The sequence below is a fragment of the Legionella waltersii genome (assembly GCF_001468085.1).
Classification (GTDB): domain Bacteria; phylum Pseudomonadota; class Gammaproteobacteria; order Legionellales; family Legionellaceae; genus Legionella; species Legionella waltersii.
In genome coordinates this window covers 72,004-93,787 of the sequence record NZ_LNZB01000006.1, presented here as the reverse complement: position 1 = coordinate 93,787, position 21,784 = coordinate 72,004, and the positions used below count along the sequence as shown (strand labels likewise).

The window sequence follows — 21,784 nt, the reverse complement described above, 5'->3', positions numbered from 1 at the left end:
GCATCACCATAAAGAGTAAAATGTGTAATTGTATAGTAATTACACTGTTTAAATCAATCCAAAGACCTATGTACCATGAGTGAGATAATATTGTTCAATAAACCCTTTGGGGTATTAACACAATTTACTGGAGAAAAGCCTGAAGAAACACTTTCTGCCTTCATCAACATGCCAGGATTTTATGCTGCGGGGCGCTTGGATAAAAATAGTGAAGGGCTATTGCTCTTGAGCAATGATGGACAACTCCAACATCGATTAACCCACCCCAAATTTAACAAGAAAAAACTCTATTGGGTTCAAGTGGAGGGCATTCCCAATGATACAGAGCTTCAAGTACTTCGAAATGGATTAAAATTAAATGATATTCAGTACTTACCTGCAGATATTCGTATTATTGATGAACCTAATCTATGGCCAAGAGTCCCGCCAATTCGAGAAAGGAAAAACATACCAACAACCTGGTTAGAAATTACATTAAGGGAGGGGAAAAATCACCAAATTCGTAAAATGACAGCGGCTATTGGTTTCCCAACCTTACGTTTAGTCAGATACCGAATTGGAAATTGGACATTAGATAATCTAGCGCCAGGCGAATTTAAATTAATCTACACCTGATGTTTATCTATAAATTAGTCGTATGAATAAGGATGAATCACCAAGTATTCTGATCCAAGGCCAAATAAACATCCCCATCAGCGCACTAGTAAAGGGCATGTATACTCTGTAATTTAAACCAAGTAAAGAATCGATAAACACGATACAAAATTGATAAAGTAAGCAAAAAAAGCCAATTAAACAGATTTGTTGAATCATGGAGAAAAATTGAAACCGTCTAGATTTTGATGAAGCAATCCAAGTCACCAGCAATAATGCAAATGAATGCTCACCAATCACTGACGATAGGAGTACATCTAAAAAAAGGCCAACAAGCACTAAAGAAATAAGTTTAAAATTCCCCGGTAAAAAATACTCTATGTATACTACAAAGAGCAAAACCCATGGGGGCCTGAATCCTGAGATTAACTCTGGCATAGGTAGTATTGATAAGGCTAAAGCAGCAAGGAAACCTATCCATAAGCGCACCTGGGGCACAATCATGCACTGCTCTCCTGTGTATTCAAACGCTCATTGATTTGCGAGGTTAGTTGTTCTTGCTCATCATCAGGCCAAATCAGCAATACCAATCGATTTCGGTTAAGTAAAGCAACTGGATTGACAAAAACTTTTACAAAATCTTCGCCAGGTAAGCTACTTACTTGCTCCACCTTGCCCACAGGATACCCCTCAGGATATCTTCTACCTAAACCAGAAGTCACTAAAACATCCCCGGGATGAATTGAAGACGTCTTCGGCAGATTAATCAAAGACAATTGCTCGATATTATTAGTACCGACTAAAATAGCTCGTTCACCTGTTCGGTTATTACGTACTGGTACCGCACTTTTCGAATCTGAAATGAGTAATAAAGTACTAGTAAACGGCCCAACATCGATAACCTGCCCCATTACACCTTTCGCATCAAGAACTGGTTGTCCTACATATACACCGTCTCGCTTGCCCTTATTCAATACCACAATTTGTCTTGCATCACTGGTATCGACAGCAAGAATCTGTGCGGCCATCACTTGCATTTCAGCTTTTGAAGAAGTTAATAAAAGCTCTTTCAGTTGGGAGTTTTCTTTTTGAATTGCTAATAACTTTTGCAATTCTGCTTCCAACATGGTTTGTTTGTATTTAAGTCGTATGTTTTCATCGATGAGTGCTTTCTTAGCACTGACTAAAGATTGAACCCAGCCAACAACTCGAACTGGATAATCTACAGCATATTGCAAAGGAGAAACGATTAATGAAAACCCGCTCCGCACGCTATCTAAATAACGGTAGTGGTAATCGGCGAACATTAGAAAAATAGAAAACACAAGGGCAATGGCAAATCCCATTGGACTATGCCCGCCCTTGCTAAATAACCTATTTTGGTTTTTATTCTGTTGAGAGGAAATCACCGCCACGCAAATCCATGGTTTCTAATGCTTTACCACCACCTCGTGCAACACAGGTTAATGGATCCTCGGCAATTAATACTGGCAACCCTGTTTCTTCCATCAACAAAGTATCAATGTTTTTCAACAGTGCACCACCCCCAGTAAGTACCATGCCTCTTTCTGCAATATCTGCTGCTAACTCAGGTGGAGCTAGCTCTAGTGCAGCTCTAACAGCACCAACTATCCCAGATAGAGGTTCTTGTAAAGCTTCCAATATTTCTGCGCTGGTTAATGTAAAGCTACGTGGAACACCTTCAGCTAGGTTTCTGCCGCGAACTTCAATTTCAAACAAATCTCTGCTTGGAAACGCCGAACCAATTTCATGTTTAATGCGCTCAGCGGTAGTTTCCCCGATTAAAGTACCGTAATTTCGGCGAACGTAAGAAACAATCGCATCATCAAATTTATCCCCACCAATACGAACAGATTGGTGATATACAATCCCACTCAGAGAGATAATAGCTACTTCAGTGGTTCCTCCACCAATATCTACAACCATGGAACCGCTCGCTTCTTCAACTGGCATTCCTGAACCCAAAGCAGCAGCCATAGGTTCTTCGATTAGGAAGACCTCTCTAGCACCAGCACCCATAGCAGATTCGCGGATTGCTCTACGCTCCACTTGTGTAGATCCACAAGGAACGCAAACGAGAACGCGAGGACTTGGCCTTAGGAATTTGTTTTCATGAACTTTATGAATAAAGTGTTGGAGCATTTTTTCAGTCACAAAGAAATCTGCTATCACACCATCTTTCATTGGTCTAATTGCATTAATATTTCCTGGTGTTCTACCCAACATTCTTTTGGCTTCAAGACCTACTGCAGCCACTCTTTTTTGGCCAGACTCATTACGCAAAGCTACAACAGAAGGTTCGTTTAATACGATTCCCTTGTCTCTTACATAAATTAACGTGTTTGCTGTTCCCAAATCGATTGACAAATCGCTAGAAAACACACCCCTTAATTTCCTGAACATTAGTAGTACTACCCCGTTTTTCTTTTTGTGCTACTTTATCCTATATTCGACCAAAAATCGACAGTTGTAACACAAGATTTTTTTTGAACTAACCACCGCAGACAAGCTGCGGCGTTTGAAAAATTCATATAATCAACAGGATTTCTTAACTAACCTCATAGATTTCTTTTAACTTTTCTCTATTTTTATCAACAAATCGCTGCCCTATTCCACGCACGTATGCCAACTCCTCTATAGATTTAAACCCATGATGACTTTCTCGGTATTCGATGATTGCTTCCGCACGTTTTTTTCCGATTCCTTTAAAAGATCCAGTTAACGATGAAACATCGGCTTTATTAAGATTTATCCTAGCGATAACTTCAGTGGCAGAGGGTTTAAGTGCTTGGTGATTATTATCTGCCTGCGCAGGATATGAAGTGATAAAAATAGACAATAACAGTGCAATGAATCTTGCTTTCATAATTTTCTCCTAATTGTTGGACTAAGCGGCTCGTTCCAGAGCCGCAAAGGAGTATCTCAACTTTTTGCTGGAATGTCGAGGTTAATTCTTATTATTTTTCTTGGCTAAATTGAAATAATACGTAGGATACACAAGCAGTTAATTTTTTAACCATATCAAGGTGTAAAAATTCATTTGGACCATGTGCGTTTGAATGTGGTCCCAAAACTCCCGTAATCATAAATTGAGCTTGAGGAAACTTCTCACCAAGCATACCCATAAACGGGATGGTTCCACCTTCGCCGATATAAGCTGCAGGTTTATCATAATAAGCCATTGAGGCTTCATCCGCCGCTTTAGCAAGCCAAGTTGATAACTTTGGTGCATTCCAACCTTTTGAGCCCCCGCTTTCCATCTTAAAATCAACTTTTGCATTGTACAAAGGGGATTTGGTTAATGCGTCCTTCATTGCCTTTCCAGCACATTCAGGATTGACCAAAGGAGGTAAACGCATGGATAATTTAAAAGCAGAAATAGGTCGCATTACGTTTCCTGCATCAGCAACAGCAGGAAACCCATCTGCTCCAGTCACTGTCAGCGCTGGCCTCCATGTTCGGTTCAGAATTAATTGCTTTTTATCCATAACCACAGGACTTACACCTTCCCACCAAGGAAACTCGCTAAATACGGTGTCCCCTAAAATCTCAGCACACTGTTCAGCTTGTTGAATTCTCTCCTGAGGGATTTCACAGTGAAGCTCAGGTAATTTTATCTCGCCAGTTATCTCATCCTCTACGCGATTGATTAAATTCCTTGCCACCCTAAAACTGTCAGCCACAATTCCACTAGCACTGCCAGAATGCACTCCTTCGTTAATTAATTCGACAGTGAGCTTACCCACCAAATTACCTCGTAATGAAGTGGTCATCCAAAGTTGCTCATAATTCCCTGCACCTGAGTCCAAACAAATGACCAATGAAGGTTTACCAATCCGTTCCTTTAAAGCTTCAATGTAATAAGGCAAATCATAACTTCCACTTTCTTCACAAGCCTCGATAATCAGCACACAACGAGGATGTGGTAATCCTTGCTCCTCTAAAGCACGTATAGCAGTAAGGGAGGCATAAGCAGAATATCCATCGTCTGCACCCCCACGTCCATACAAGAGGCCATTCTTCAAAACTGGTTTCCAAGGATGTAAATCATCATGCCAACCACTCATTTCTGGTTGTTTATCCAAATGCCCATACAGCAATACAGTTTCATCAATTTGCCCAGGAACCTCCATAAATATAAGGGGAGTACGATTGTCTAAGCGAACAACCTCCAAAGTCATGTCTTTGGGAGCATGTTGCCTACACCAAGTCGCAATATGATTGACAGCTTGCTCCATGAAGCCATGCTCTTGCCAATTTGCATCAAAATGCGGTGACTTGTTGGGTATCTTTATGTAATCACATAAACTAGGAAGGATTTCCTCATCCCACTGTTGAGATACAAAATCATACAGTCCTTGGGGATTGAACATGGGCTTGCTCCTTAATTAAGGCCACTATTTTAGAGGTAGCTGATTCTATGTGTAATGCTTTAATCTTCTTTTCAATCTTACCTCTATTCGTAATTAATTCGTTCAGTGCATTAAGCAATGATTCAGGAGACAGTGCTTCATCCTCTATCACCAAGCTGATTCCTAGCTGTTTAAAGTAGTTGGCATTTTGGATTTGATCTCCTCTACTCACCTTTGCTGACAATGGTACTAATAGATGGGGTTTGCCTAAAGCCAATATTTCATACAGCGAATTTGCACCCGATCTTGATAACACGACAGCTGACGCAGCCAATAAATCAGCTAATTCTTCGTTAGCATATTCAAGCTGAAAATACCCTTCAGTTCCATTAAAACCATTATCCAACTTGCCTTTCCCACATAAATGAATAACTTGAAAGTCGTTAAGGATTTGCTTCAATGCGCCGCGAACAGCAGTATTAATGGAACCAGCACCTTGACTCCCACCTATCACAAGCAGACAAGGCTTATTTTCATTAAACCCACAAAGCTGTAGACCCTTGACTCGATCGCCTAAAAACAGCTGTTCCCTAATAGGAGTGCCTGTGACTTCAATTTTTTCAGGTCGCTTAAAATGCTTTTTTCCACCCTCAAAAGTCAGGCAAATTTTATTTACAAACGGGTAGGATAACCGATTAGCTAGACCTGGGCTCATGTCTGACTCGTGAGCAACTATTGGAATGCGGTTTAGCCAAGCACCAACCACGACAGGAAAAGCTACAAAACCACCTTTGGAGAACACAACATCTGGCTTTAGCTTATAAAAGAGTACAAAGGATTGAATAACTCCCCAGAGGATTTTAAAGGGATCCAACAGGTTTTTTAAACTAAAATACCTACGTAACTTACCACTACTGACTTCATAAAAGGGCATCTTCAAGGAGGATATCATGTCTTTCTCTACACTTTTAGGTGCTCCAACGTAAGCAATCTCCCATCCTTCTTCTTTGAATTGCTTCATTAAAGCAATATTAGGGGTCACATGCCCTGCAGTTCCTCCTCCTGTAAACACAATACTTGGCATCATAATACTTCCCGAACTAATAGACTTAAATCAATGGCTTTAATGGATTTGGTAATGTCGCCAACTGAAATATAATCAACACCTGTCTTTGCCACCTCTGCGATGTTCTCAATAGTTATTCCCCCAGATGCTTCAAGCTTAGTTTGCTTAACTTTATTCATTGACACGGCTTGAATATACCGATCCAGCGTAAAGTTATCGAGCAAAACTCGATCAGGACTTGCCTCCAATGCTTCGCGAAGTTCATCAAGAGTTTCTACTTCCACTTCAATGAATAATTGGTTATTAGACTCTCTCGCTTTTTGAATGGCATTTGTCACTGAACCACAGGCTTTAATGTGGTTTTCTTTAATCAAAAAAGCATCGTATAGGCCTAAACGATGATTATGCCCACCTCCAAGAAGAACAGCGTATTTTTGTGCCAATCGATATCCAGGTATCGTTTTCCGTGTGTCAAGCAAACGAGCCTTTGTACCTTTCAATTGTTGAACGTATCTATGGGTTTGTGTTGCCGTAGCCGAAAGAGTTTGTAAAAAATTTAATGCTGTTCTTTCTGCTGTCAAGATACTACGTGCGGGCCCCTGTAGATTACATAATGACGCTTTTGTGCTTAACCACTCTCCTTCAGACACTTTCCAGTCGATGTCAATAGAGTCATCAACTTGCTTGAACACTTCATTCACCCATGGTTGGCCACAAACTAACATAGGTTCTCTTGAAATAATTTCTGCGTCCACCAATAAATCATGTGGAAGCAATGAAGCGGTTACATCACCTGTTCCAATATCTTCATTCAATGCCTGTTTAACCATAAACGACACTTGCGACAATACATCATTCATACTTTGCTTGCCCGATAACGTAATTTTAATAAAGGTGGAGAAATAAAAGTAGTCACCACAACCATTAACACCACGGCAGAGAATATATTGTCGTTAATCACCCCTAAGGTTCTACCAATGGATGCGAAAACCAAACCAACTTCTCCCCTAGGTAACATACCTATACCGATAAGTAAGCGGTCGTCTTTACGATTAGCACCAAGTCCACTGACTAATTTACCTAAAATTGCTGCAATGAGCAGACCAACCGCAATACCAATAACATTCCAGCTTAAAAAGGTTTCTAGCTTGACTTGTATGCCAATCAGGATAAAAAACATTGGCGCAAGGATAGCTTCTAAGGGGGATACTAAATGATGAATACTTCTAGCTGATTTTTGAGGATTTTTTTCTTCTTTAAAATAATCATCATGTAAAATCACGCCCGCTGCAAAAGCACCAATGATAGAAGCCAGCTGTATGAAGGAAGCAAGCCAAGCTAAGACCATAATAAATAAAAAAGAAATAAATAATTTAGACTCCCAGGGATCCAGAAATTTAAATAGCCGAACCGCCCTTTCAAGTGCCCATGGGCCAATTAATAAGGTGCCGGCAAAAAATACCAATGCCGAGATTATAATTGTTATGACACGCTGAATATCTACAACTCCGCTAATTACGATACTGCTAACAACTGCTAGTATAATAAGCCCCAAAATATCATCAAGAGTGGCAGCCCCCAAAATAGTCCTTGCCTCTCGAGTTCCTAATTGATTCATTTCTTTAAGTACTCGCGCAGTAATCCCAATACTAGTAGCACTTAAGGTCGCTCCAATGAATAAATCTACCTTATAAGACCCAGCAGGCAACATAAAATAAGCGACTAGATAGCCCAGTGCCATAGGAGCGATAATCCCTATTAGTGCAACAAGCACGGATTCTTTGCCTGTTTTTTTCAAATCATCAAGAGATGTTTCAAGTCCCACCATGAACAGTAAAAAAATAACCCCAAAGCGAGAAAAGATATCCACAATATAGGCTACTTTCAGATACTCCGTTCCGGCTATTCCGCTTAAAGCTGAGATGATTTCATTCGCATAAATGGGATTTGGAATAATACCTGAAACTGCTTCATTGAGAGTTTGACCAGATAGTAACCCTTTCATAACATCATAGATGGATGATCCCTCTCGAAGAATGACTACCAATTGGTTTCCAAAATAATAGAACAAGTTGCCAACCACAACTCCAATGATCAATTCCCCAAGAACTGCAGGTTGATTAAAGCGCTTTGCCAGCCATCGGCCAATGAGAGCAAGAAATAAAATACTCATCACTCCAAGCAAAACAGAAGCGATAGGCTCATGCTGCTCTACCGTTTCAGCGGCATAAGAGATCGTGGGAATTAATAAGGATAAAAGCAAAATCCATTTGCTACTGTGTACCTTCATTTTGTCCTCATCAATTTGATGTTTTGGCCAAGAATAAGCAAGTTTCTAATACAGAATCAGGATTTAAAGATACACTATCGATCCCTTCTTTCATTAACCATTCAGCAAAATCCTGGTGATCAGAAGGACCTTGTCCACAAATTCCTATGTATTTCCCAGCTTTTTTGCAGGCTTGAATGGCCATATGCAATAGAGCTTTCACCGCATCATTACGTTCATCAAACTGAGCAGCAACTAAACCAGAATCCCTATCCAATCCTAAGGTAAGCTGGGTAAGATCATTGGAACCAATGGAGAATCCATCAAAATGCTCTAGAAACTGGCTTGCTAATAAAGCATTTGATGGCAATTCACACATCATGATCACACGTAGTCCGTGCTTTCCTCGCTCTAAACCATGCTCTTTTAAAACATCGATAACACCTGCTGCCTCAGAAACAGTCCTGACGAAGGGAATCATGACCTCGACGTTGGTTAAACCCATGTCTTCTCTAACTCGTTTAACCGCTTTACACTCTAGCGCAAAACACTCCGCAAAATTGCTTGAGACGTATCTGGAAGCACCACGAAAACCTAGCATTGGATTTTCTTCATCCGGCTCATACAAAGTACCGCCAAGTAGGTTTGCATATTCATTGGATTTAAAATCAGATAGCCTTACTATCACTGGTTTGGGGTAAAAAGCTGCAGCAATGGTAGCAATCCCCTCTTTCAAACGCTCAACATAATAGTCTACAGGAGAATCATAGGCCGCCGTTTTTTCCCGAATTTGCTCCTTTAATTTTAAATCTTTGAGAGAATCAAACTCCAATAGAGCTCGAGGATGAATACCTATCGTATTAGAAATTAAAAACTCTAACCGTGCCAAACCTACACCTGAATTTGGAATCGATTGAAATGAAAATGCACGTTCAGGATTGCCTACGTTCAACATCACTTTAATTGGCAGCTCAGGCATCGTGTCCACATCAAGTCTATCTTGCTCAAAAGGCAAAATTCCCGCATAAACAAAGCCAGTATCGCCTTCAGCACAACTGACAGTCACCTCATCACCGTCTTTAATTGTTTTAGTCGCATCACCACAACCAACTACTGCTGGAATACCAAGTTCTCGAGCAATTATGGCCGCATGGCAAGTTCTTCCACCACGATTAGTTACAATTGCTGAGGCTCTCTTCATAACTGGTTCCCAATCTGGATCAGTCATGTCTGAGATTAAGACATCACCTGGCTCAACACGGTGCATTTCACTGATATTTCTTATAACTTTTGCTTTTCCTTGGCCAATTTTTTGCCCGATGCTACGTCCTTCGGTCAAAATATCGCTGTGCTTTAGTAATTTATAACGCTCCAGTACTTGTTTATTGCTTCTGCTTTTGACTGTTTCAGGCCTGGCTTGCAAAATATAGAGCTTTCCATTCACTCCATCCTTTGCCCATTCAATGTCCATAGGACGACCATAATGATTTTCAATGATCATGGCTTGTTGCGCTAATTGCTCTACTTCAGTTGAGGTTAGAGAAAAAAGAATACTGTCTTTACTGTCTACATCAACTATTTTTACTCGTCTGGCAAGTGCTGGATCATCGCAATACGTCATTTTTTGTGCTTTGCTGCCTAAGGTTCTACGAATTATTGCTGGTCTACCCTCCTTAAGGCAGGGTTTATGGACATAAAATTCATCTGGGTTAACTGCACCTTGAACGACCATTTCTCCTAAACCATAAGAGGAAGTAATAAAAACAACTTGGTCAAATCCAGATTCGGTATCCATAGTGAACATGACTCCACTTGCGGCCAAATCACTGCGAATCATTTGTTGAATACCTGCAGATAAAGCAACCTCGTGATGCGCAAAATTATGGTGAACTCTATAGGCAATGGCGCGATCGTTATACAAGGAAGCAAACACGTGTTTGATGCAATCAAGAACGTGATCGATCCCTTTCACGTTTAGAAAGGTTTCTTGTTGGCCTGCGAAAGATGCATCTGGCAAATCTTCAGCAGTAGCGGACGAACGAACAGCTACGCTAAAATCATTATGACCAATGGACTCTGTTAGCTTTAGGTAGGACTTTCGGACTTCAGATTCAAACTCGGGAGTAAACGGTGTATTAATAACCATTTCTCTGATTTGCTTTCCGACTAGAGCTAATTGATTGACATCATCAGTATCCAGCGTGGATAGTTTCTCATGTATTTTTTTATCCAGCCCATTTTGTGCTAAAAACTCTTTAAAGGAATCAGCCGTTGTCGCAAATCCACCAGGAACTAATACACCTGCAGAGGATAGTTGACTAATCATTTCACCTAGGGAAGAATTTTTACCGCCTACTTGTTCTAGATCACCCATTCCAAGCTGAGCTAAATCTATAGTGTGCTTTTTGACCATTCTCACTTCCCCAAATTCTTAAAGTGGTGAATATTCTACTGAAAATGTGGCTTTATTGGAAATAAAACCTGAAATCAAATTCATCTCCAAACTACCAAAAAACATCTTGAACTATTGTGAATATAAATTGATCTGGTTTTTCTGAAATTGAAATTTAGTGTTAACAAAGAGATTAGGGGTTTTCATAAGTCCTGTTACCTTGGTATTACCTGGTCTTCTGAACACAGCAATTGTCTATAATCCGAATTGATAAAACGCTCAATCAAAACCAATCACTCAGACTCCTCTAAGTTATTTTCCAAAACTAAGTACAATCGATTTATTGCTATTTAAAGAGTAACTCAACAGAAATGACAAACCATCCCTATTTGGGTTAAAATAATTTGCTTTTTTGTTTTTAGTGAGGACAGGATGCCTCAAAAACTGATGCCTTTCGTTCAGTCCAATACCTGTCATACATTTAATCATTATAAGGATTAATAATGTTCAAACGTATAGGACTACTATCAATAGCTGTTTCTTTAAATACAGTTTCCCTTTCTCTCAATGCCAATACAGCATTGGTTTTTAAGAAAAATACTCCCGCGATACTGGCAATGAATTTCGACTGGAAGTACAGGGAAGGTGCTGTTGTCATTCATCCGAGAAACACGCTGATGGTTGCAAGTGTTGATTACCACCAAATGCATCCTTTAATGTGGAAAAATCAGTATGCAAGCATCATATTCCATGGTGGACATAAATTTAAAGCTGGTCCTGGAATCAATGGAATGAATGAAAAGGGGCTTACTGCCTCCATTTTTGTTACAGGTTCAGCGGGCTATCCTAATAACCCAGAACAACCTACTTTAAAAACTTCAGAATGGGTACAATATGTACTTGATAATCATCAATCCGTTCAAGAAGTTATAGATGATTTGGCCAACTATCAACTTGTGCCTGATACGTATCGAAACGTAGTAATGAATGCTCAATTGCTTGTCAACGATGCGAATGGTAACTCTGCTCTCATAGAGTTTGTTGATGGGAGGTCAGTAGTCCATACCCAAGATACATTCCCAGCACCAGTAGTCTCAAATTCTGACTACCGCAGTGCTCTGGCTCTTTTAAGTGATTATCAAGAATATGGTGGTAGCAAAGAGTTGCCCGGTGGATATGATTCCAACGCACGATTTGTCCGAGCCGCTCATTTCATCAAAAGACTCCCAAGCTTCGTAGCCAAAGAAGAGCGCATTGCCTATGCTTTTAATTCACTAAGTGATGTAGCTCAAGCACCAGCAACCGCTACCCCAACCCAACTAAGCATGGTATTTGATATCTCGACTAAGACCATCTACTTCAGAAGTATTAACGAGGCAGGAGTTAGGGTCATTCCTTTGGATAAAATCCAGTTTAATGAGCTGTATGAACCTACTTCAATAAATACTTATCAACATTTTTATGGCGATGTTCTTGATAAGTTTCAATCGATGTATGGATAGGTAGTATATTATCCGCCCCTCATGGTCGCGGCTCGGTTTCTTCTTTGCTCTCTGAATCAATTCCTAGTCACAGCAGGGAGTGAACCGAGCCGCGCGCGTCAGCAAGCGGATACGAAACCATCTACTTTCACGAATGACGCCGCTGTAGGCAGCGCCATTCGGCGAAGCGCCGGACCTACGCTTACTGACCATCAGAGAAGAGATTAGCGGAGGCACTATAATAGGAGTCGATTCCTCAGCCGTCAGAGAGCGGATAAGTTCTACTCGCTTTTCAGCGACAAACGTAACTTAGAAGCCATAGAAAACAATCCAGCTATGAGTACCCCAACCCCAACTGCCATCACTAAATCAACAAGAACAGTTACTGCAAAAGTAACCAGCAATACAGCAATATTTGACTTAGGTTCACTACGAATAATTTCCACAAAATGATGCACTTCACTCATATTCCAAGCAACAACAAACAAAATAGCAGCCAGTGCAGCTAATGGAATATGAACTGCCAAGGGGGAAAGAAAGAGGATAATTAAAACTAATGTCAAAGCATGGACAATGCCTGCTAATGGATTATTACCACCATTGCGAATATTGGTCGCTGTACGTGCAATTGCTCCTGTAGCAGCAAAGCCACCAAATAAGGGCGAAATAATATTTGCTATCCCCTGCCCAACCAACTCCCTGTTAGAGTTGTGTCGATCTCCTGTCATGCCATCAGCAACAACTGCAGAGAGTAATGATTCAATTGCACCCAGTAGTGCTATGGTAAATGCCGGCTTTAATAACTCATAAAACCTCTCCGTAGTGAGTTCAGGCAATTGAAAGTTGGGCAAACCATTAGGGATTCCACCAAACAAACTTCCAATCGTCTCAACTCCTTTAAATTGAAATACATACTGCAACAATGTCGCCAAAACTAAAGCAGATAAAGGACCTGGGATACGCTTTAAGCCAGGAATTTTATGAGAAAAGAGGACCATTGTTAAAGCAAAGCAGGCAATAAGTGTGGTTGCAATATGGAATTGCGGTAGTACTTGCACTAGACCAATCAATTTATCATGAAAATGGGAACCACTAACTTCAGGCAAACCCAAAAAATACTGCCATTGCCCCACCCAAATCACAACAGCAATACCTGATGTAAAGCCTACAATAACAGGATCTGGAATGAATTTAATCACAGAGCCCAGACGCAATAGTCCGAACACCAACAAGATGAAACCAGCCATCAAAGTAGCTATCTGCAATCCAGAAATACCATATTGCACAGTAATCCCGGACAAAATAACAATGAAAGCACCAGTTGGACCAGCAATCTGAACTTTACTTCCGCCAAAAATTGATACAATAACCCCTGCAACAATAGCAGTGTATAAGCCCTGCTCCGGTTTAGCGCCAGATGCTATCGCAAAGGCCATTGCCAAAGGCAGTGCCACTACACCCACTATCACCCCTGATATCAAGTTTTGCAGCCAGTACTGTCGTTTAAATAAACCAGCTTTATAGCATTCAATCAGTGTATTCATAAATCGTGACCCGAGACAGCAATTTGGCACCCATTATACACACATTGAGCAAATTTAGAATAATTATCACGGGTTTTTTATCACAATAATTCACATCAGGCCTCGCTTCTGTTCAGAACTTATGAAAAAAACGAAGATCGAGGCAAAAAATGGTTTTAATGAGGAATTTTAGACAAACTAAATGACCGAATTAAAACCATTTTTTAACAAAGAGATTGGGAGTTTTTCGTAAGTCCTGATATCATATGGTCTTTATATCCTGGATAAACTCGCTATGAACCTGACCGCATTAAACGCAATTTCACCCATTGATGGCCGTTATCTTAATAAAACCAGAGCCTTAAGCCCTTATTTTAGTGAATTTGCACTTATTTATTATCGACTCATGGTCGAAATAAAATGGCTGGAGTCCTTAGCAGCTAATGAAGCTATTCCTGAAATTCCTGCATTGGATGAAAAATCCAAGCAATTCCTAGCCACTATCATTTCTGAGTTTAATGAAACTGAAGCAGAAAAAATTAAAGAGTTTGAAAAAGAGACTAATCACGATGTCAAATCAATAGAGTATTACCTAAAGGATCGATTTCAAGAAAACGATCAATTGAAGAGCATCGTAGGTTTTATCCATTTTGCCTGTACTTCGGAAGACATCAATAACCTGGCCTATGCATTAATGATTAAACAAGCCATCGCTCAGGTCATACAACCTACTCTGGCTGAAATTATGGCAAGCATTATGTTATTGGGTAAACAACATGCTGATGTTGCTATGTTGTCACGTACTCACGGCCAACCAGCAACGCCTACAACGATGGGTAAAGAGTTAGTCAATTTTGTAGCACGCCTAAAAAGACCTCAGCAACAATTGGCAGAAGTATTGATTCCAGGTAAGTTCAACGGAGCGGTTGGCAATTACAACGCCCATACGATAGCGTATCCTGATGTTGATTGGCGTAAGCACTGTTCTAATTTTGTTACTTCTTTGGGCTTATCCTTTAACCCCTACACTACCCAAATTGAGCCACATGACGGCATTGCTGAAGTATCACAAATTATGGTGAGAATTAATAATATACTCTTAGACTACACTCAGGATATTTGGAGTTATATTTCACTCTCTTATTTTAAACAAAAGGCAATTGAAGGAGAAGTAGGCTCCTCAACCATGCCACATAAAGTAAACCCTATCGACTTTGAAAATGCAGAAGGAAACTTAGGCTTATCAAATGCCTTGTTGATTCATTTTGCGAATAAACTAACCCAATCCCGCCTACAAAGAGATTTGTCAGATTCAACTGTGTTGCGAAATTTAGGTGTTGCGTTTTCCTACAGCTTAATCGCCTATCACTCCATAGCAAAAGGAAACAACAAATTACAAATCAACAAAGAAGCATTGCAAGAGGATTTAAATGCAAATTGGGAGGTTTTGGCTGAAGCTGTGCAAACAGTCATGCGACGCTACAATGTCCCAGAAGCCTACGAACAATTGAAATCATTAACTCGCGGCCAAGCAATTGATCCGGAGCAAATTAAACAATTTATTAAAAATTTAACTATTCCTGAAACAGCTAAGAATCAACTTATTCATTTAACCCCAGAAACATACACTGGACTTGCCGCTCAATTAGTAAAGGCGTTTTCATGAATGACACCAATTCACAACAAGGCCAGTCCTACGAATTTGACGTCCTTGTCATTGGTACTGGGTTAGCTGGCTTGCATTATTGCCTCCAGCTACTTCGCCTTCAGCCTAATTTAAATATCGCTTTAATCAGTAAAGTTGAGTCTTCGGAGTCCAATAGCCGATACGCCCAAGGAGGAATTGCAGCAGCATTTTTGCCTGAAGACTCCCTTGAATCACATGTAAAAGATACCTTGGCTGCTGGAGATGGATTGTGTTATTTGCCTGCAGTGGAATTTATAATTCGCCAAGGCCCAGAAATTATTAAACAATTAACTGAATACCAAGTTCAATTTAAAAAGGACGCCAGCGGTCACTTTCATCTCGCTCAAGAAGGTGGTCATAGTCACCGACGAATTTTTAATTGTGGTGATCAAACAGGCCTGAATTTAACTGAAACCCTAAACTATTTAACTCGCCAACATCAACAAATTCATTTTTTTGAACATCATGTTGCCGTTAACTTAATTACCCAATACCACCCACATCGTACAGAGATTCAAAGCGAAGTGCTTGGGGCTTATGTATTGGATTGCAACAAGAACATGATTCATACTTTTCTTGCCAATTGTGTAGTTCTGGCCACCGGTGGGGCTGGAAAAACGTATCGCTACACAACTAATCCAATGGTGGCTACTGGAGATGGTGTTGCTATGGCATACCGTGCGGGCGCACGAGTAGGGAATATGGAGTTTTACCAATTTCATCCAACTCTTTTGCACCATCATTCTCTTAACAACTTTTTAATTTCTGAAGCCGTTCGAGGTGAAGGAGCGGTCCTAAAGAATCCAGAGACTGGTGAGCGATTTATGAAAAAATACGCTCCTGAACAAATGGAGCTAGCAACACGTGACGTCGTAGCAAGAGCAATTTTCAGCGAGATCGAACAAACTCAGGCTGGATATGTGTATCTTGATATAAGCCACCAGAATAAAGGCTTTCTAAAAAAACGATTCCCGCAAATATACAGTACGCTTTTATCCATAGGAATCGACATGGGGCAAGACATGATACCAGTAGTTCCTGCTGCTCATTATCAATGCGGGGGCATCTTAACTGATGTTGATGGTAGAACCGATCTTAAACGCTTGTACGCGATTGGAGAAGTGGCCTTTACAGGCCTGCATGGAGCCAATCGTTTAGCCAGTAACTCTCTTCTTGAAGCTCTAGTTATGGGAGGTAATGCGGCCAGAAGCTCACTGAAAGACGCTATCAGCCCATTAAAATTACTTAATCATGTACCCAATTGGAGTTCACCAGGGGAAGTAAATGCTCGTCGTGCCAGTCAGATCAATGCACAATGGCGTGGATTAAGAGGCGAAATGACTTCCTATGCGGGCATTGTACGCACTGAAGCAGGGCTTGAAGATCTCCTACAATTAATAATGAAGAGAAAAAAAATTATTGAAGAGTATTACTGGAAACATTGTATTACACGAGATTTTATAGAGCTCAGAAACATTATTCTCAATGCTGAGCTTATTGTAAAAGCGGCTCTTTCAAGAAGAGAGTCTCGTGGTGGGCATTATAGAGAGGACTTTCCCAATAAAAACACCAATGCAATGGAAAGCATTGCCAAGCTTGGTGCAGTAGATGGCTCTATGCCTTAAATTGATTGTATTAGAGGTGTGATTTGATGTTTAAGAAATCAACAGAATATCGGCCACATGTTACATTAATGCCTATGCATAGTGACATGGCTATTTGCCAAAGTGATTACCCTCTTGATTGGTATCAAGAAGAATTTATTCCTTACGCTGAAGAATACCAAGCATTACCAGACCGCAAGCTGACAACTATCGTAAACTGGATGAAGCCCTACGTCCAACAAGCCCAAAATCATTTTGGTGATCACTTATTACTGCTAGCCCATTATTACATGGGCGGGGATATTGTTCGTTTAATAGAACAATTCGGTGGGCAAATTGGTGATTCCTATCAATTAGCTCTAATGGCTGCTAACAATCCACAAAAATCAGTAATCATTGAATCAGCAGTCCACTTCATGGCTGAATCAATCAGCATTCTGGCTAATCCACATCAACAAGTTTACATCACCAATCCAAAATCAGGCTGTACCATGGAAATGTTGGCAAAAGATTTTATGGTAGAACCTGCATTTATGGACTTGAATGAACGGTATGGGGCTGAAAATATTTTACCGGTGTGCTACATGAACACTTCTGGGCGAGTTAAAGCAATGACTGGAGCACAAGGTGGTGCTGTTTGCACAAGCTCAAACGTTAAGAAAATCGTTCAATGGGCGCAAAAGCAAAATAAAAAAATACTCTTTATACCAGACCAACATATGGGCGAAAACATCGCCTATTGGCTAGGCATTAAAAATTTAGCCTATTGGCCTGGTGGAACAGCCGGAGCTCAATATTCTTTACATGAACAAGATAAAGACACGTTATCTCAGTTTGATAACTCTGAGCTTATTTTGTTTGCGAGCCAGTGTGCTGTCCATACTCACTATCAAGCATCGATGTGCGAATACTGGCAAAGCAAGGGATATACAACGATAGTTCATCCAGAATGCCGAAATGAAGTCATTAAAGTCGCCCAATACGCAGGATCAACTGCTTTTATCTGGGATTATGTGGTACACGATAGAGCTGGTACTAAACACTATGCAATTGGTACTGAAAACCATATGGTAGACAACCTAAAGCAATACTGTAAAAATCTTGGCATCACTGTTGTTAACCTTGCAGAAGCTCCTAAAAATGAGGAAGAAAAAGGAATCGGTTGTGGTTGCGCAACCATGTCACGTAATGATCCCCCTCATCTTGTCGCTCTACTGGATCTATTACGCCAAGGGAAACAATTACCTTATAACGAAGTAAAAGCTGGGGACGTGGTCAATGAGTTCACAGGAGCAAGAAACCGTCTATCCAACGAGGATCAGCAATGGGTTATTGATAATGCTAAGAAAGCACTGCAAATGATGATTAATATCACGGAAGATAAAATCTGATTCAGACGCTATTTTGGGTTGGGTTGATTGAGATGATACGCGTTCCGGTCCCATACGCGGTAAAGCCTAAATAAAATTGACTGATAGCACTAAAGAATAGTATACTGATCTCAGCTAGAAAATGTCTATTTTTATACTTTCCAAATCGTCGTTTTATTCATTTAATCCCTCGTTCGGTAGTTTTTAATTCTTGACCGGTTTCCGGCTAAATACGCCTATACAGGCACTATAATTAATACTTAAGGATACTTATGTCTAAAACAGTAAATGGAGTCGTTAAATGGTTTAACGAGATCAAAGGATTTGGTTTTATTGAGCAAGAAGGCGGCCCGGATGTGTTTGCTCACTTTAAAGAAATTTCAAGTTCTGGCTTTAAAACCCTCACTGAAGGTCAGCGAGTACAATTCATTGTGACGCAAGGAGCAAAAGGTCTTCAAGCACAAAATATAACAGCCCTTTAATTTAAGTAGCTCCTATTATTTTTACTTAGATCTCTTTGTAAAATGATACATCTAATAGAAACATTAAAATCACTCTCTATTAATGTCTTTGAGTTGATTTTAATGTTATTTTGAACCACAGGGATTCAAGTAGAAAAGACAATTGCAAGCATCAGATTAAGCTTGTTCAACATGAATTGATTTAAAATTACACTAAAAAGCGCTAAGCTATTCACCTATTATAACAATAAGCACCTTCCATGACTGCATCAGAACACAGCGACCAAGACCTATCATTCTCTCAATTACCCCTTCGCCAAGAATTAATAAAAAGTCTTGCTTCTTCAAATTATGAACATATGACCCCTATCCAAATGCAAAGCTTGCCCATCATTCTTAGAAAAGAAGATATCATAGCTCAAGCAAAAACAGGGAGTGGAAAGACCGCTGCTTTTGCTTTGTCTTTATTAAATAATTTAAAAATTTCTTTTTTTGCAGTACAAGCCTTGGTTCTTTGCCCTACTCGTGAACTCGCCGAACAAGTCAGCCAAGCTATCCGTCGATTAGCCTGTTTGATGCCTAATGTCAAAATTATTAATTTATCTGGCGGTATACCAATGCAGCCTCAGCTTGATTCATTACGGCATGGAGCTCATATTGTTGTAGGAACACCGGGGAGAATACTTAAGCATTTAAAAAAAGCCTCTTTAAACTTATCTCAGGTAAACGCTTTAGTTTTGGACGAGGCAGACCGAATGCTGGATATGGGCTTTTTTGATGACATTAAAACCATTATGTCGGTTTGTCCCAAACAACGACAAACCCTACTTTTTTCTGCGACTTATCCTGAAGAAATCAAACGGCTTTCAAAACAATTTATGAAGGACCCGAAAGAAGTTCATGTGGTAACTCCTTCTGAAGAAATGGATATTGAACAGCATTTTTATGAAGTCTCGAAACATGCTCAGAAATTTCCCTTATTAAAATCATTACTGTTGCACTATCGGCCCGTTTCAGTGTTAATCTTCTGTAATACCAAACAACAAACAGTAGAAGTCACAGACCAGCTCATCAATGAAGGATTCAGTGCCATCGCTTTAAATGGTGATATGGAACAAGTCGAACGAGATCTTGCTGTCTTGCGTTTTGCCAACCAAAGTTGTTCTATTCTTGTCGCCACTGATGTTGCAGCACGAGGACTTGATATAAAAGAACTTCCTGCAGTGATTAATTTTGATCTCGCTTTTGATCATGACGTCCATATTCATCGTATTGGTCGAACAGGACGAGCTGGGAGCAAAGGCATTGCCTTAAGCATTGTAACGCCCGCAGATGCACAACGAATTTGCGCCATTGAAGAGAACTACCCGCACCCCATTCATTGGGGAAACATGAATGAATTAGAAAATAACAACACGGCTCGCTTGGTGCCAGAAATGGTCACACTCTGTATTGCTTCCGGTAAAAAAGACAAAATTCGCCCGGGTGACATCCTTGGGGCATTAACCAAAGATGCAGGATTAGCAGGCAACACAATTGGCAAAATTAACATCACTGCTATGTACTCCTATGTTGCAATCCACCACAGCCAAGCAGATAAAGCCTACCAATATTTACAAAGTGGAAAATTAAAAGGACGCAAAGTTCATGTACGTAGAATAAATTGATTTTTCTAAACCATGCGAAAAACTTACTGCAACCATTGAGCAAATTGTTTATGTCGGTGGCCGAATCGTTGGACTATGAATAACTGATTTAATAGAAGATGATCTACGACCTACCTATGATATTGATGTCGCTCTGGATCATGGAAAAACAGATATTGTTGCCCATTACTCTTTACAGAAAAAATTGGGATTTTAAAGATTTAGAAGATATCATCAATGGTATCAATGGTAGACCTGAGCGACTAATTACACCTAGCTCAGCTCGGCTTACTCGCCACATAAAAATGGCATTCATTTAATCCTTCGGCACACACATACCCACCGGAAGTACGAATCCAGGTATTATCTGTATTCGAGGGAATTTTGGTTCTAACCAACCACCAAATCGAATATTCTCCAACGGAGATACGATAAGTACACATAACCCCTTGTCCATATCCTGCTACTAGAATATTCGCCCTTACAAACTTTGTACCCTCTTCACCTTGAGGCTGATTAGGAGAAAAAGGATTTACTGCCCATGGCTCAGGGGGAACACCCCATTGCAACGAAGTAGTTGCAGGATCAGGGCACGTCATAGAGTATGCATTAATACTCCAAGGACCTAAGAAGATAGCAAGAGTTGGTGCTAAGTATTTATTCATGTGTACCCCTGAACAAAATAGGTAAATAAAATATTAATTATATGTGCTTTCATTTGTCAATTGTTGGATTCGCTAATTTCTTGTCATATTCCTAACAATTTTTATAGGACCTCTTATCATTATATCCGAGCCATATACACGACCGTGATGGAGTGGATATATAAGCATCGTAATTTCCATTCCAGCACGGCTGAGGAATCGACTCATTTTTTAAAATGGGGCATTGATACCAAAGATCGAGTGCTTCGCTAATGGCGCTGCCTAAAGCGGTGACATTAGGTTCTTCTATACGGCGCGCATCGGTCCGCTTGCTGACGCGCGCGGCTCGGCTCCTTCGTTGCTGTCTGAATCAAATCCTAGTCAAAGCCGGGAATGAACCGAGCCGCGCGCGTCAGCAAGCGGATACCGAACTATCCGCTTTCACGAACAAGGACGGGGACGGACCCCAGTGGGGTCCGTCCCCTGGATTAACCAGTACCCTAGATTAGGTAATACCCCAAAAATCTCTAAAAATAACAAGCAGAACCATTGTGAGAATTTATATCTTTGTTATAATGAGCGCGCGTGCCGGGGTGGCGGAATTGGTAGACGCGCCGGATTCAAAATCCGGTGGTGGTGACACCGTGTGGGTTCGAGTCCCACCCTCGGTACCA

General features: G+C 40.5%; 17 protein-coding genes, 1 tRNA gene and 1 pseudogene. 8 read left to right on the top strand and 11 right to left on the bottom strand.

What is annotated here, in order from left to right:
• The first annotated feature begins 75 nt into the window (after positions 1-75).
• Complete coding sequence (locus Lwal_RS01415; RefSeq protein WP_058479144.1) at positions 76-615, top strand: pseudouridine synthase; 540 nt, start codon at positions 76-78, stop codon at positions 613-615.
• Positions 616-618: 3 nt separating this feature from the next.
• On the opposite strand, the gene mreD is transcribed toward Lwal_RS01415, so the two are convergent.
• The 9 genes from mreD to ppsA all read right to left on the bottom strand — a co-directional run bounded on the left by mreD (position 619) and on the right by ppsA (position 10,715).
• Positions 619-1,098, bottom strand: a complete 480-nt coding sequence (mreD, locus tag Lwal_RS01410; RefSeq protein WP_058479143.1) for a rod shape-determining protein MreD — start codon at positions 1,096-1,098, stop codon at positions 619-621.
• A complete protein-coding gene (gene mreC, locus Lwal_RS01405; RefSeq protein WP_058479142.1) occupies positions 1,095-2,003 on the bottom strand; it encodes a rod shape-determining protein MreC in 909 nt (302 codons plus the stop codon). The genes mreD and mreC overlap by 4 nt, the downstream gene beginning before the upstream one ends.
• Positions 1,981-3,018 carry a rod shape-determining protein gene (locus tag Lwal_RS01400; protein ID WP_011213320.1) on the bottom strand — a complete coding sequence of 346 codons (1,038 nt, stop codon included), beginning with the start codon at positions 3,016-3,018 and terminating at the stop codon, positions 1,981-1,983. The genes mreC and Lwal_RS01400 overlap by 23 nt, the downstream gene beginning before the upstream one ends.
• Before the next feature lie 145 nt (positions 3,019-3,163).
• On the bottom strand, positions 3,164-3,481 hold the full coding sequence (locus Lwal_RS01395; protein WP_058479141.1) for a ComEA family DNA-binding protein: 318 nt from the start codon (positions 3,479-3,481) through the stop codon (positions 3,164-3,166).
• A 91-nt stretch (positions 3,482-3,572) separates the two neighbouring features.
• Positions 3,573-4,988 (bottom strand): M20 family metallopeptidase, encoded by a 1,416-nt coding sequence (locus Lwal_RS01390; protein WP_058479140.1) that lies wholly within the window; start codon positions 4,986-4,988, stop codon positions 3,573-3,575.
• Positions 4,963-6,054 carry an undecaprenyldiphospho-muramoylpentapeptide beta-N-acetylglucosaminyltransferase gene (locus Lwal_RS01385; protein WP_058479139.1) on the bottom strand — a complete coding sequence of 364 codons (1,092 nt, stop codon included), beginning with the start codon at positions 6,052-6,054 and terminating at the stop codon, positions 4,963-4,965. Before Lwal_RS01385 ends, Lwal_RS01390 begins: the two co-directional genes overlap by 26 nt.
• Positions 6,051-6,893 carry a carboxylating nicotinate-nucleotide diphosphorylase gene (gene nadC, locus Lwal_RS01380; protein WP_058479138.1) on the bottom strand — a complete coding sequence of 281 codons (843 nt, stop codon included), beginning with the start codon at positions 6,891-6,893 and terminating at the stop codon, positions 6,051-6,053. The genes Lwal_RS01385 and nadC overlap by 4 nt, the downstream gene beginning before the upstream one ends.
• A complete protein-coding gene (locus Lwal_RS01375) occupies positions 6,890-8,323 on the bottom strand; it encodes a cation:proton antiporter (protein WP_058479137.1) in 1,434 nt (477 codons plus the stop codon). Before Lwal_RS01375 ends, nadC begins: the two co-directional genes overlap by 4 nt.
• 10 nt (positions 8,324-8,333) lie before the next feature.
• A complete protein-coding gene (gene ppsA / locus Lwal_RS01370; protein ID WP_058479136.1) occupies positions 8,334-10,715 on the bottom strand; it encodes a phosphoenolpyruvate synthase in 2,382 nt (793 codons plus the stop codon).
• Positions 10,716-11,197: 482 nt separating this feature from the next.
• Here ppsA and Lwal_RS01365 point away from each other — a divergent pair, with 482 nt between their 5' ends.
• On the top strand, positions 11,198-12,196 hold the full coding sequence (locus tag Lwal_RS01365) for a linear amide C-N hydrolase (RefSeq protein ID WP_058479135.1): 999 nt from the start codon (positions 11,198-11,200) through the stop codon (positions 12,194-12,196).
• 263 nt (positions 12,197-12,459) lie between these two features.
• On the opposite strand, the pseudogene Lwal_RS01360 reads toward Lwal_RS01365, so the two are convergent.
• A pseudogene (locus tag Lwal_RS01360) lies at positions 12,460-13,719 on the bottom strand (SulP family inorganic anion transporter); the annotation flags it as partial.
• A 274-nt stretch (positions 13,720-13,993) separates the two neighbouring features.
• Between Lwal_RS01360 and purB the strand changes: the two are divergent.
• The 5 genes from purB to dbpA all read left to right on the top strand — a co-directional run bounded on the left by purB (position 13,994) and on the right by dbpA (position 20,487).
• On the top strand, positions 13,994-15,364 hold the full coding sequence (purB, locus tag Lwal_RS01355; protein ID WP_058479134.1) for an adenylosuccinate lyase: 1,371 nt from the start codon (positions 13,994-13,996) through the stop codon (positions 15,362-15,364).
• Positions 15,361-17,010 (top strand): L-aspartate oxidase, encoded by a 1,650-nt coding sequence (nadB, locus tag Lwal_RS01350; RefSeq protein WP_058479133.1) that lies wholly within the window; start codon positions 15,361-15,363, stop codon positions 17,008-17,010. The genes purB and nadB overlap by 4 nt, the downstream gene beginning before the upstream one ends.
• 26 nt (positions 17,011-17,036) lie before the next feature.
• Positions 17,037-18,380: a quinolinate synthase NadA gene (nadA, locus tag Lwal_RS01345; RefSeq protein WP_058479132.1), complete on the top strand. Its 1,344-nt coding sequence runs from the start codon at positions 17,037-17,039 to the stop codon at positions 18,378-18,380.
• A 251-nt stretch (positions 18,381-18,631) separates the two neighbouring features.
• A complete protein-coding gene (locus Lwal_RS01340) occupies positions 18,632-18,841 on the top strand; it encodes a cold-shock protein (protein ID WP_010947832.1) in 210 nt (69 codons plus the stop codon).
• A 239-nt stretch (positions 18,842-19,080) separates the two neighbouring features.
• Positions 19,081-20,487 carry an ATP-dependent RNA helicase DbpA gene (gene dbpA, locus Lwal_RS01335; RefSeq protein WP_058479131.1) on the top strand — a complete coding sequence of 469 codons (1,407 nt, stop codon included), beginning with the start codon at positions 19,081-19,083 and terminating at the stop codon, positions 20,485-20,487.
• 257 nt (positions 20,488-20,744) lie between these two features.
• On the opposite strand, the gene Lwal_RS01330 is transcribed toward dbpA, so the two are convergent.
• Complete coding sequence (locus Lwal_RS01330; RefSeq protein ID WP_058479130.1) at positions 20,745-21,131, bottom strand: DUF3757 domain-containing protein; 387 nt, start codon at positions 21,129-21,131, stop codon at positions 20,745-20,747.
• 566 nt (positions 21,132-21,697) lie between these two features.
• Between Lwal_RS01330 and Lwal_RS01325 the strand changes: the two genes are divergently transcribed.
• Positions 21,698-21,784 (top strand) — tRNA-Leu (locus Lwal_RS01325).